The 12,021-nt window shown below is 67.5% G+C and carries 10 protein-coding genes; 1 reads left to right on the top strand and 9 read right to left on the bottom strand.

Annotated features, from left to right (window positions below):
• Positions 1-26: 26 nt before the first annotated feature.
• Positions 27-2,348, top strand: coding sequence for a coiled-coil domain-containing protein (locus tag GVO57_RS07110; RefSeq protein ID WP_160592569.1), 2,322 nt, complete (start codon positions 27-29; stop codon positions 2,346-2,348).
• Between the two features lie 34 nt (positions 2,349-2,382).
• Here the strand turns inward: GVO57_RS07110 and GVO57_RS07105 are convergent, their stop codons facing one another.
• The 9 genes from GVO57_RS07105 to GVO57_RS07065 all read right to left on the bottom strand — a co-directional run bounded on the left by GVO57_RS07105 (position 2,383) and on the right by GVO57_RS07065 (position 11,984).
• Positions 2,383-2,655 carry a DUF1467 family protein gene (locus GVO57_RS07105; protein ID WP_160592568.1) on the bottom strand — a complete coding sequence of 91 codons (273 nt, stop codon included), beginning with the start codon at positions 2,653-2,655 and terminating at the stop codon, positions 2,383-2,385.
• A gap of 132 nt (positions 2,656-2,787) precedes the next feature.
• Positions 2,788-4,428, bottom strand: coding sequence for a ribonuclease J (locus tag GVO57_RS07100; RefSeq protein ID WP_160592567.1), 1,641 nt, complete (start codon positions 4,426-4,428; stop codon positions 2,788-2,790).
• A gap of 45 nt (positions 4,429-4,473) precedes the next feature.
• The gene (locus tag GVO57_RS07095) at positions 4,474-5,253 is read right to left on the bottom strand and encodes a type III pantothenate kinase (RefSeq protein ID WP_160592566.1); all 780 of its coding nucleotides are present in this window, start codon (positions 5,251-5,253) and stop codon (positions 4,474-4,476) included.
• A gap of 20 nt (positions 5,254-5,273) precedes the next feature.
• Positions 5,274-5,927 carry a biotin--[acetyl-CoA-carboxylase] ligase gene (locus GVO57_RS07090; protein WP_233281275.1) on the bottom strand — a complete coding sequence of 218 codons (654 nt, stop codon included), beginning with the start codon at positions 5,925-5,927 and terminating at the stop codon, positions 5,274-5,276.
• 44 nt (positions 5,928-5,971) lie between these two features.
• Positions 5,972-7,411 carry an NADH-quinone oxidoreductase subunit NuoN gene (gene nuoN / locus GVO57_RS07085; RefSeq protein WP_160592565.1) on the bottom strand — a complete coding sequence of 480 codons (1,440 nt, stop codon included), beginning with the start codon at positions 7,409-7,411 and terminating at the stop codon, positions 5,972-5,974.
• Complete coding sequence (locus GVO57_RS07080; protein ID WP_233281549.1) at positions 7,411-8,943, bottom strand: NADH-quinone oxidoreductase subunit M; 1,533 nt, start codon at positions 8,941-8,943, stop codon at positions 7,411-7,413. The genes nuoN and GVO57_RS07080 overlap by 1 nt, the downstream gene beginning before the upstream one ends.
• A 40-nt stretch (positions 8,944-8,983) precedes the next feature.
• Entirely contained in the window at positions 8,984-11,074 is a 2,091-nt protein-coding gene (nuoL, locus tag GVO57_RS07075; RefSeq protein WP_160592563.1) for an NADH-quinone oxidoreductase subunit L, read from the bottom strand.
• Positions 11,071-11,376 carry an NADH-quinone oxidoreductase subunit NuoK gene (nuoK, locus tag GVO57_RS07070; protein ID WP_160592562.1) on the bottom strand — a complete coding sequence of 102 codons (306 nt, stop codon included), beginning with the start codon at positions 11,374-11,376 and terminating at the stop codon, positions 11,071-11,073. Before nuoK ends, nuoL begins: the two co-directional genes overlap by 4 nt.
• A complete protein-coding gene (locus GVO57_RS07065) occupies positions 11,373-11,984 on the bottom strand; it encodes an NADH-quinone oxidoreductase subunit J (RefSeq protein WP_160592561.1) in 612 nt (203 codons plus the stop codon). Before GVO57_RS07065 ends, nuoK begins: the two co-directional genes overlap by 4 nt.
• Positions 11,985-12,021 lie beyond the last annotated feature (37 nt).

Below are 12,021 nucleotides of genomic sequence, written 5' to 3'. Positions count from 1 at the left end.
CCGTGAAAAGCTGGTAAACAGGCGCGATGAGCGGGGCGAACATCGTCGGCCTCCGGCCGGACCAGCAGCATGAAGACCAACAGGATGATCGGGTGATCGAGGTGGCGGACAGTGCCGCGCACGATTCCGGGCCGCACTACGGGGCCGGGCCGCAGCATGATGCCGACGCCCTGGCCGCCGATGCGCCGCCCCCGGGCCGGGGGGCAGCCATATTGACCGGCGTGCTGGCGCTTGCCTGGCTAGGCTTTGCCGGGTGGACCGCCGCGCCGCGCCTGTCCGCCGGGGGCATGACGCCCGCCGATCTAGCGGGGCTGATCGCGCTGTGGAGCGCACCGCTGGCGCTGCTCGGCGTCCTCTTTCTGGCGCTGCTGCGCACCAGCCGCGCCGAATCGCTGCGCTTTGCCGACACGGCGCGCCGGATGCGGGCCGAGGCAGCGGCGCTCGACTACCGCGTGTCCGAACTGACCGCGCGGCTGGAGGCCAATCGCGAGGCGCTGGCGATCCAGGCCGAACATATGCTCAGCCTTGGCGACGATGCGACCGGCCGGCTGGCCGCGCTGACCGCCGGGATGCGCGGCGAGGCGCAGGAAATGGCGCGTCAGGCCGAAGGGCTGAAGGCCGCCGCCGATGCCGCGCGCAGCGATCTGACCGCGCTGATGCAGACCCTGCCGCGCGCGCAGACCCAGACCCGGCAGCTGACCGCTGCCCTTCAGGAAGCGGGCACGGGCGCGCTCGATCAGGCCGGTGCGCTCGAGGCGCAGCTGTCGGCCCTGCTCGCGCGCGGGCGCGAGGCCGATCAGGTCGCGACCGGCGCGGCGCAGCGGCTGGCGACGCATCTGGAGCGCATGGACGCGGCCAGCCGCGACGCCGGCGACCGGCTCGATTCGGCGGCCGGGCGCATGGGCGCGGCGGTCGATGCCGCGCTTGCCCGCGCGGCCGAGGCGCTCGACGAGGCCCGGCGCAGCATGGAAACGCAGGGCGCGGCGATGCTGGCGATGATCGAGCAGTCGCGCGGCGCGCTTGACCGCACCGGGGCGGAGACCGCTCAGGAGCTTGGCCGGCGGTTGGCCGAACTGGCGGCGGGAATCGAATCGCTGGGCGCGGGCCTTGCCACCCATGACGGCACCGGCCGTGCGCTGGTCGAGCGGCTGGAAACCGGTCTGGCCGGGATCGAGGCCCGGCTGGGGCGGATCGCCACCGAAGGCGCGGCACAGACCGAGCGGCTGGCCGGCGCGCTGGCCGGGCTGAGCGGCCATGCCGAGACGCTGGCGACGCGGCTGGCCGATGCCGATGCCGCCGCCGACAGCTTCGTCACCCGCGCCGAGACGCTGCTGACCGCGCTCGACGCCAGCGCGCGCGAGATTGACGAGACGCTGCCCGCCGCCCTCTCCCGGCTCGACCAGTACAGCAATGCGAGCCGTGACCGCATCGCCGCCATGTCGCCGGGCATCGAGGCGATCGAGGCCGGGGCGACCCAGGCGCTCGACCGGCTCGCCCAGACCGAAAAGCTGCTCGAACAGCAGCGCGAGGCGATCGAGCTGCTCGGCCTCAGCGCCGAGCGTCAGCTGACCGCCAGCCGCAAATCGGCGGGCGAGCTGGACGAAACCGTGGGCGCCGCGCGCGACCGGATCGCCGATCTTGCCGATGGCGCGGGCCAGCAGCTGGTCGGCGTGATGCTGCGGGTGCGCGATGCCGCCGCCCAGGCCGCTGAACGGGCGCGCGAAACGCTCGACCGCGTCGTCCCCGAAGCCGCAGCGGCAATGGCGGAAGCCGGGTCGGATGCGGTGCGCCAGGCGCTCGGCCACAAGGTCGAAGCGCAGATCGCCGCGCTGGCCAAGGCGGCCGAACATGCGGTTGAAGCCGCCAATTACGCGTCGGACCGGCTCAGCCGCCAGATCGCGGCGGTGACCGACAGCACCCAGCTGCTCGAAGCGCGGCTCGACAAGGCGCGCGACATGGCCGAGGACAGCCACCGGGAAAGCTTTGCCCGGCGTGCTTCGCTGCTGATCGAGGCGCTCAACTCGACCGCCATCGACGTCGCCAAGATCATGTCGAGCGAGGTGACCGACAGCGCCTGGGCCGCCTATCTGAAGGGCGATCGCGGCGTGTTCACCCGGCGCGCGGTGCGGCTGCTCGAGGCCGGGGAAACGCGCGAAATCCTGCGCCATTACGAGGCCGATGGCGAGTTCCGCGATCAGGTCAACCGCTACATCCACGATTTCGAGGCGATGCTGCGCCATGTGCTGGCGACGCGCGAAGGCACGCAGATCGGCGTCACGCTGCTCAGCGCCGATATGGGCAAGCTTTATGTCGCACTCGCCCAGGCGATCGAGCGGCTGCGGACCTGATACGGCCCGCAGCCCGCGCCTTTATGGGGCAGGCTTAATCCGCCGGGGGCCGGATGAAGGCGACATCGTCTGCCGTAATCCAGCCATTGACGTAATTGGCGTAATAAAGCCCGAACAGCACCGCCGACAGGATGGTGGTCCGCATCACGAAGCGGCCGACGCGGAAGTTTGCGGGCGCGCTGTCCGCCTGGCCGGGCACTTTTTCGACCCCGGCCTCGTCATGCGTGCGCACGCCGAAGGGCAGGACGAAGAACACGCTCATCGCCCAGAACAGCAGATAGATGGCAAGTATCGAGGTCCAGCGCATGGGGCTGCCCCCTAAAGCATTTTCCAGCCGGGTGGAAACACCCGGCGGCCCGGAAAATGCGGCGGACGAAAAAGCCGCGAACGGCCGACGCGACGCCCGGCGCGTTTCTGCGCGCCGGGCCGGCACCGGGCGTCAGAGCGTGATCACCAGCACATCGACGATCGGCTTCTTGCCGGTCCATTCGACCGCCTTGCGCCGCACCGCGAGCCGCACCGCCTCGCGCAGCTTCTCCAGCTCGCGGGGCGCGGCGCGCGCGGCCTCGCCCGCCGCATCGGCGGCCTCGATCAGGAAATCATCCTTGTCTTCCTCGACCGGCACGCCCTGCACGCGCACCTGCGGCTCACCGACAAGACGCCCGCTGGCATTGAGCGCAAGCGCGACCGAAATCTGGCCGTAAGAGGCGATCCGCCGCCGCTCCTGCATCGTCGCGCCATCGGCGGGCAGGATCACATCGCCGTCAAGCATCAGCCGGCCCGCGCGCTCATGGCCGATGATCGCCGGCCCGTCCGGGGCCAGACGCACCATCTGGCCATTTTCCTGCACGATCGCGCGCGGCACGCCCTGTTCGAGCGCAAAACGCGCCTGTTCGGCCATGTGGCGGCGCTCGCCATGGACGGGCAGGATGATCTCCGGCCGGATCCATTCATACATCGCCTCGAGCTCGGGCCGGCCCGGATGGCCGGAGACATGGACATGCGCCTGACGGTCGGTGATCATCCGGATCCCGCGCGCGGCGAGCGCATTCTGGATGCGGCCGATCGCGATTTCATTGCCCGGGATCTGCTTCGATGAAAACACCACCAGATCGCCGGCATCGAGCTTGATCGGGTGCTGGTCGAAGGCGATGCGGCCAAGCGCCGCCCGCGCCTCGCCCTGCCCGCCGGTCGCGATGATCATCACCTCGCGCGGGGGCAGCTTCATCGCGGCGTCGAAATCGACCGTTTCGGGAAAATCGCGCAGATAGCCGACCGAGCGAGCGACCTTCAGGATGCGGTCGAGCGACCGCCCGGCCACGCAGATGCGCCGCCCGGTGTCGCGCGCGACATCGGCGAGCGTCGCCAGCCGCGCGGCGTTCGATGCAAAGGTGGTGACCAGCACCCGCCCCTCGGCACCGCGGATCGCCTGATCCAGCCCGGCGCGCACCGCGCCTTCGGAGCCGGACGCCTCCTCGTTGAACACATTGGTCGAATCGCAGACGAGCGCGAGCACACCCGCATCGCCGATGGCGCGCAGTTCCTCCGCGGTCGACGGCGTGCCGAGCATCGGCGCATCATCGAGCTTCCAGTCGCCGGTATGGAAGATGCGCCCATAGGGCGTGCCGATCACCAGCGCATTGCCCTCGGGGATCGAATGGGCGAGCGGCACATAGTCGAACGAGAACGGCCCCAGTTCGAACCGGCCATGCTCACGATCGATGACGTGCAGCCGCACCTGATCGGCCACCCCCTCTTCCTCGAGCTTGCCCCGGATCAGCCCGGCGGTGAACGGCGTCGCATAGAGCGGGACGCCCAGATCGGCGGCCAGATAGGGCAGCGCGCCGATATGATCCTCATGGCCATGGGTGAGCACGATGCCGAGCAGATCGCCCAGCCGTTCCTCGATGAACGCCAGATCGGGCAGGATCACATCGATGCCGGGATAGCCGGGATCGGCGAAGGTGATGCCGCAATCCACCATCACCCATTTGCCCTGGGTGCCGTAGAGATTGACGTTCATGCCGATTTCGCCCGAGCCGCCAAGCGCGAGGAAAAGAAGTTCGTTGCCGGGGGTCATGCAAATCCAGTGTGCGGGGGCGCGCGGCCGGGGGTCGGCGCGCGGTCAGCCATTATGGGCGCGGGCGTGCAGCATCGCCAGCCCCTGAATCGTCAGATCGGGCTCGACCGCGTCGAACAGATGGTCATGATCCTGGAACAGCGCCGCCAGCCCGCCGGTCGCGATCACCCTGACCGGGCGGCCGACCTGCTTTTTCAGCCGGGCGATCAGCCCTTCGATCATCGCCAGATAGCCGGTGTAGATGCCGATCAGCATCTGCGCCTCGGTCGTGCGGCCGATCACGCTGCCATCCTCGGGCGCGCGGATCGCGATGCGCGGCAGCTTGGCGGTCGCGCCGACCAGCGCGTCGAGGGACAGGTTGAGGCCCGGCGCGATGATACCGCCCTTATAGGCACCGGTGTAATCGACGATGTCGAACGTCGTCGCGGTGCCGAAATCGATGACGATCAGGTCACCGGGATAGCGCGCATGGGCGGCGATGGCGTTGACCACGCGGTCCGCGCCGACGCTCGCCGGCTCGACCACGTCCAACTCGATCCCCCAGTCGACCGGCGCGCGCCCGGCGATCAGCGCCTCGACGCCGAAATATTTGCTCGCCAGCACCTGCAGATTGTGCAGTGCGCGCGGCACGACGGTCGCCACGATCACCGCGTCGATGTCGCTGCGCGCCAGCCCTTCGAGCGTCAGCAGCTGGGTCAGCCACACCGCATATTCGTCCGCCGTCCGGCGCGGATCGGTGGCGATGCGCCAGCGCGCCCGGATGTCGCCCTGATCGACCAGGGCGACAACGACATTGGTGTTCCCCGCATCGATCGCGAGCAGCATCGGCACACTCTCCCCCGCCGTCAGATCATGAACACGTCGCCCGCATGGACGATCCTTGTTTCGCCCGATGCCAGACGCAGGCGCAGCGCGCCATCGCTTTCGAGCCCGTCGAACAGCCCGTCAATCGCCGGCGCGCCCGGCAGGCGCACGCTGAGCGCGGTGCCGGGCGGATGGGCGGCCTCGCGCCAGCGCCGTGTGATCGCCGCCAGATCGGCGCGCCAGCAGCCGAGCCAGCGGGCAAAGGCCTCGGCCAGATCGGCAAGGAATAGCGCCGGATCGGGCGCGCCCAGCCCTGCGGCCGCCAGGCTGGTCACCGCACGGCCAAGACCCTCGGGATGATGCGCAAGATTGACGCCGATACCGATGATGACCGCATCCCCGCTGCGTTCGAGCAAAATGCCCGACAGCTTCGCGCCGTCGAGCAGCAGGTCGTTCGGCCATTTGATCACCGGCCGGGCGCCCCAGCCGCGCAGCACCTCGTCCAGCGCCACCGCCGCGACCAGCGCCAGCGTGGCGGGCAATGGATCATCGGCGCGCAGCCGCACCAGCGTGCTGGCATAGAGGTTGCCGGGCGGCGACACCCAGTCGCGCCCCAGCCGGCCGCGCCCGGCGGTCTGGCTGATGGCGCGCAGCCATTCGCCCTCGGGCGCGCCGGCACCCGCGCGCAGGATCATGTCGGCATTGGTCGAGGCCGTGACCTCGACCGTGCGCAGCGTGATCAGAACAGCGCCTTAGCCGCCGTCATGCTGGCAAGGCCAAGCGACGGGATCAGCAGATAGCCGAGCGGCGAGATCGCCGCCGCACCGGCCAGGATCAGCGCGCCTTCGATCCGGTTGGTCATCGGCGCGAACGCAGGGGCAGGCTCGTCAAAATACATCGTCTTGACGATCTTCAGATAATAATAGGCACCGATCACCGAAAAGGCGATGCCGATGGCGGCGAGCGGCCACAGCCCGGCCGCGACCGCCGCGTCGAACACCACGAACTTCGACCAGAAGCCGAGCAGCGGCGGAATGCCGGCGAGCGAGAACATGAACAGCATCATCGCCGCGGCCAGCGCCGGGCTGGTGCGCGACATGCCCGACAGGCTGGCGATCGTCTCCAGCTGGTTGCCCTCGGCGTCGCGCATCTGCAGCACGACGAGGAACGCGCCGATCGTCATGACGATATAGATCGCCATATAGGTCATCACCGCAGCGACCCCTTCGGGCCGGCCGGGCTGGACCGCCGCCAGCCCGATCAGCGCAAAGCCGATATTGTTGATCGACGAATAGGCAAGCAGCCGCTTGATGTTGGTCTGGCCGATCGCCGCGACGCCGCCCAGCACGATCGAGGCGAGCGCGGAGAAGATGATGATCTGCCGCCACGCCTCATAGGCCGGGCCCATCGCCTCAACCGACAGGCGGATGAGCAGCCCCATCGCCGCGACCTTGGGGGCCGAGGCAAAGAAGGCGGTGACCGGCGTCGGCGCGCCTTCATAGACGTCGGGCGTCCACATGTGGAACGGCACCGCGCTGATCTTGAACGCCAGCCCGGCCAGCGCGAACACCAGCCCGAAGGTCAGGCCGAGCGACAGCGGCCCTGCGCCGAACGCGCGCGCCAGCCCGTCAAACTGGGTCGTGCCCGAAAAGCCGTAGAGCAGCGCAATGCCGTAAAGCAGGATGCCCGAGGCAAGCGCGCCGAGGACGAAATATTTGAGTCCCGCTTCGGCCGAGCGCGCGTCGCGGCGCATGAAGCTCGCCAGCACATAGGCTGCCAGGCTCTGCAGTTCGAGGCCGACATAGAGGGTGAGCAGATCCGCCGCCGACACCATCATGCCCATGCCGATCGCCGACAGCACAATCAGGATCGGATATTCGGCGCGCAGTTCGCCGCCGCGCCGGGCGAAGAAATCGGGGGCGAGGATGACCGAAACCGCCGCGCCGCCGAAAATCAGCGCCTTGGCAAAAGCCGAAAAGGCATCGGCCCGGTAAAGCCCGTCAAACGCGTCGCCGCCCGGATTGAGCGCCGCGACCAGAGCGGCGACGAGCAGCGCCACCGCCAGCCAGCCGATCAGCCGCGTGCGCGCGTCGCCGGCAAAGGCCGCGATCATCAGCAGCGCCAGCGCGCCCAACGACAGGATGATCTCCGGCAGGGTGATGAACAGGCTTTCAGTCATTAATGGCCAACTCCGTGCGCGGCAGCTTCGGCGCCATGGCTTTCGCCATGCGCAGCCGCTGCCGGCTTGCCCGCGACCCAGCGCGGTTCATAGGTCGGACGCGCGCGGTCGACCCGCGCGACGAGCGCGCCGATATCCGCCCGCATCGGCGCGAGGAAACTTTCAGGATAAACGCCCATCCACAGGACGACCGCGCCGATCGCGGCGAGGCTACCCAGCTCGCGGGCGTTGAGGTCGGGCAGCGACGCCACTTCTTCGCTCGGCGCGACGCCGAACACGACCCGGCGGTAGAGATAGAGCGCATAGGCAGCGCCCAGGATGATGCCGGTCGTGCAGACCGCCGTCGCCACCGTGCTCACCTGCCATGCGCCCATCAGCGACAGGAACTCGCCGACAAAGCCGCTCGTCCCCGGCAGGCCGATCGAGGCCATGGTGAACAGCAGGAAGAACAGCGCGTAACGCGGCATGTTGTTCGCCAGCCCGCCATAGCGCGCGATCTCGCGGGTGTGCAGCCGGTCATAGATGACGCCGACACACAGGAACAGCGCGCCCGACACCAGACCGTGGCTGAGCATCACGATCATCGCGCCCTCAAGCCCCTGGCGGTTGAACGCGAACAGGCCGATGGTCACGATCGCCATGTGCGCGACCGAGGAATAGGCGATCAGCTTCTTCATGTCGGCCTGCACCAGCGCGACGAGCGAGGTGTAGACCACCGCCACCCCGGACAAAGCGAGCACCAGCCCGACCAGCGCCCCCGAGGCTTCGGGGAACATCGGCAGCGAGAAGCGGATGAAGCCATAGCCGCCAAGCTTGAGCAGCACGCCCGCCAGGATCACCGAGCCGGCGGTCGGCGCCTCGACATGGGCGTCGGGCAGCCAGGTGTGCACCGGCCACATCGGCACCTTGACCGCGAACGACGCGAAGAAGGCGAACCACAGCCAGGTCTGCGCCTCGATCGGGAAATCATGGTTGAGCAGGGTCGGGATGTCCGACGTGCCCGCCTGCTGCGACATCCACAGCATCGCGATCAGCATCAGCACAGAGCCGAGCAGCGTATAGAGGAAGAATTTATAGCTGGCGTAGATGCGCCGCGCCCCGCCCCAGATGCCGATGATCAGATACATCGGAATGAGGCCGGCTTCGAAGAAGATGTAGAACAGGAACATGTCCTGCGCCGCGAAGGTGCCGATCATCAGCACTTCGACGAACAGGAACGCCGCCATATATTCGCTGACCCGGCGCGTGACCGATTCCCAGCTGGCGAGGATGCAGATCGGCATCAGGAACACCGACAGCATGATCAGCATCAGCGCGATGCCGTCGATGCCCAGCGACCAGGCGAAGCGGCCGAACAGCGGCAGATGTTCCTGATACTGCCATTGCGGCGCGCCCGGCCCCTGATCGAAGCCGATCCAGAGCGCGACGCCAAGCGCGAAATCGATGAGCGTGGCGGCCAGCGCCAGCCAGCGGGCACCCGCCGCGCCCAGATAAAGACATGCGATCGCCGCCGCGGCCGGAACCGCGAGCATCAGCGACAGGATGGGAAAATCGAACTGGTTCACTTCTCAATCACCCCGCGATCGCCCAGGTCGCAGCGCCGGCGAGGCCGATCAGCATCACGAACGCATAGGTATAGACATAGCCGGACTGAACCCGCTGGCTGACCCGGCCCGCGCCGGCGACGAGCGCAGCGAGCCCGTTCGGCCCGAAGCGGTCGATCGTGCCTTCATCCCCGCGCTTCCAGAAGAAGCGGCCAAGGAGCTGCGACGACCGGACGAACACCAGATTATAGAGTTCGTCGAAATACCATTTGTTGAGGAAGAAGGCATACATGCCGCGGAACGTCGCGGTGAAGCGCGCGGGCACGCTGGTATCCCAGACATAGGCCCAGAGCGCGAACACCAGCCCCGCCAGCATCGCCGCCGTCGCCGACAGCTTCACCCACAGCGGCACCTCGTGCATCGCGTGCATCAGATGGGTGTCGAACACCAGGCTGCCGCGCCAGAATGCCGCACCCGGCTCCGCTTCCAGGAAGCTGTGGTGGAACACAAAGCCCGCAAACACCGCCCCCAGCGACAGGATGACAAGCGGGATCAGCATGACCAGCGGGCTTTCATGCGGGTGATAGCCCGCCGTCCCGGTGGCCGCATCGTCGTGATGATCGCCATGAGCAGCGTCAACATGATGTCGACCATGATCGTCATGGGCGTGCCCATCATGCCCGTGCGCGTCATGGCCATGCGCGTCATGCCCGTGATCGCCATGCACGGCATGCTGGATATGCTCCGACGCCGCCCAGCGGGGCGTGCCGAAAAAGGTCAGGAACACCAGCCGCCACGAATAGAAGCTGGTGAGCAGCGCCGCGAACACGCCGATCGCAAAGGCGACGCGCCCGGCCTCGGTGCCGCTCGCAAAGGCGGCTTCGAGGATCGCGTCCTTCGAATAGAAGCCGGCAAAGCCGAACACGCCCATCACGCCGACGCCGGTGATCGCCAGCGTGCCGAGCATCATCGCCCAGAAGGTCAGCGGAATGTGCCGGCGCAGGCCGCCGTAAAAGCGCATATCCTGTTCATGGTGCATCGCATGAATGACCGAGCCCGCGCCCAGGAACAGCAAAGCCTTGAAAAAGGCGTGGGTGAACAGATGGAACATCGCCGCGCCATACGCCCCGACGCCGGCGGCGAAGAACATATAGCCGAGCTGCGAACAGGTCGAATAGGCGATCACGCGCTTGATGTCGGTCTGCGTCGTGCCGACGGTCGCGGCAAACAGCGCCGTCGCCGCGCCGACCACGGTCACCACGGTCATCGCGACATCGCTCTGCTCGAACAGCGGCGACAGGCGGCAGACCATGAACACGCCCGCGGTCACCATCGTCGCGGCATGGATCAGCGCCGACACCGGGGTCGGCCCTTCCATCGCATCGGGCAGCCAGGTGTGCAGGCCAAGCTGGGCAGACTTGCCCATCGCGCCCAGGAACAGCAGCAGGCAGATCAGCGTCATCGTATCGACGCTGTCGCCAAGGAAGCCGACCGTCGATCCGGCCATCGCCGGCGCCATTTCGAGGATTTCGGGGATCGACACCGTGCCGAACACCAGGAAGGTGCCGAAAATGCCGAGCATGAAGCCGAAATCGCCGACGCGGTTGACGACGAACGCCTTGATCGCGGCGGCATTGGCCGACGGCTTGTAATACCAGAACCCGATCAGCAGGTAGGAGGCGAGACCCACGCCTTCCCAGCCGAAGAACATCTGCACCAGATTGTCGGCGGTCACGAGCATCAGCATCGCGAAAGTGAACAGCGACAGATAGGCGAAGAAGCGCGGCTGGCTGTCGTCCTCCGCCATATAGCCCCAGCTGTAGAGATGGACGAGCGCCGAGACCGAGGTGATGACGACCAGCATCACCGCCGTCAGCGTGTCCACCCGGAGCGACCACATGACGTTGAAGCTGTCCGAACGGATCCAGCTGAGCACCGGCACGACCATCGCATCGGCGTCGCCGCCGAGAAAGCCCAGGAACACCGGCCAGGACAGGCCGCACGACACGAACAGCGCGCCGGTCGTCACCGCCTTGGCGACGGTGTTGCCGATCATCCGGTTGCCGAGCCCGGCAACCAGCGCCGCCAGCAGCGGCAGGAATACGATGAGCTGGATCATCCCTTCATCCTGTTGGCGTCATCGACCGCGATCGTGCCGCGGTTGCGGAAATAGATGACGAGAATGGCAAGCCCGATCGCCGCCTCGCCGGCAGCGACCGTGAGCACGAACATGGCGAACACCTGGCCGACCAGATCGCCCAGATAGGCGCTGAAGGCGACAAGGTTGATGTTCACGCCCAGAAGGATCAGTTCGATCGCCATCAGGATCACGATGACGTTCTTGCGGTTGAGGAAGATGCCCAGCACGCCGAGCACGAACAGGATCGCCGAGACGACCAGATAATGCTGAAGCCCGATCACAGCGTCACGCCCTCCCCGACCGGCTGATCGACCATCCGGACCGCATCCTCCGGCCGGCGGCGGATCTGCTGGTCCGGCCGCTGCGCGCGGAAATCCTTGCGCGCACGGTGGGTGAGCACGATCGCGCCGATCATCGCCACCAGAAGGACAAGGCCGGCGGCCTCGAAAATGTAGAGATAGCGGGTGTAGAGCAGCTGCCCGACCGCCTGGATGTTGGGCATGTCAACCGGCGTCGGCGCAGCGCGCCCGGCCAGATCCACCGCCCCGGCATTCCATGCCGCCACCGCGAAGATGATCTCCGCCGCCAGCACGACCGACAGCAGCAGCCCGACCCCCAGATACCGGGTGAAGCCCGCGCGCAGTTCGGCGAAATCGATGTCGAGCATCATCACGACGAACAGGAACAGCACCGCGACCGCGCCGACATAGACGATGACGAGCAGCATCGCGATGAACTCGGCGCCCAGCAGCAGCATCAGCCCCGCCGCGTTGAAAAAGGCGAGGATCAGCCACAGCACGCTGTGGACCGGGTTGCGCGCCGTGATGGTGAGCGTCGCCGCCGCGACCACCAGGCTGGCGAACAGGTAAAAGGCGATGGTCTGGATCAAGACGAAACCCTGTTTGCTTTGGCGTTTGCTGTGGCGG

It is taken from the genome of Sphingomonas changnyeongensis (assembly GCF_009913435.1).
Lineage (GTDB): Bacteria > Pseudomonadota > Alphaproteobacteria > Sphingomonadales > Sphingomonadaceae > Sphingomonas_B > Sphingomonas_B changnyeongensis.
Note: the sequence above shows the minus strand (reverse complement) of the source record. Positions and strands in the feature narration are given on the sequence as shown.

Bases quoted from the DNA above. Each gene is read 5' to 3' on its own strand.
- GVO57_RS07110 (WP_160592569.1), top strand. From the start codon at position 27: ATGAGCGGGGCGAACATCGTCGGCCTCCGGCCGGACCAGCAGCATGAA.
- GVO57_RS07105 (WP_160592568.1), bottom strand. From the start codon at position 2,655: ATGCGCTGGACCTCGATACTTGCCATCTATCTGCTGTTCTGGGCGATG.
- GVO57_RS07100 (WP_160592567.1), bottom strand. From the start codon at position 4,428: ATGACCCCCGGCAACGAACTTCTTTTCCTCGCGCTTGGCGGCTCGGGC.
- GVO57_RS07095 (WP_160592566.1), bottom strand. From the start codon at position 5,253: ATGCTGCTCGCGATCGATGCGGGGAACACCAATGTCGTTGTCGCCCTG.
- GVO57_RS07090 (WP_233281275.1), bottom strand. From the start codon at position 5,927: ATGATCCTGCGCGCGGGTGCCGGCGCGCCCGAGGGCGAATGGCTGCGC.
- nuoN (WP_160592565.1), bottom strand. From the start codon at position 7,411: ATGACTGAAAGCCTGTTCATCACCCTGCCGGAGATCATCCTGTCGTTG.
- GVO57_RS07080 (WP_233281549.1), bottom strand. From the start codon at position 8,943: ATGCTCGCGGTTCCGGCCGCGGCGGCGATCGCATGTCTTTATCTGGGC.
- nuoL (WP_160592563.1), bottom strand. From the start codon at position 11,074: ATGATCCAGCTCATCGTATTCCTGCCGCTGCTGGCGGCGCTGGTTGCC.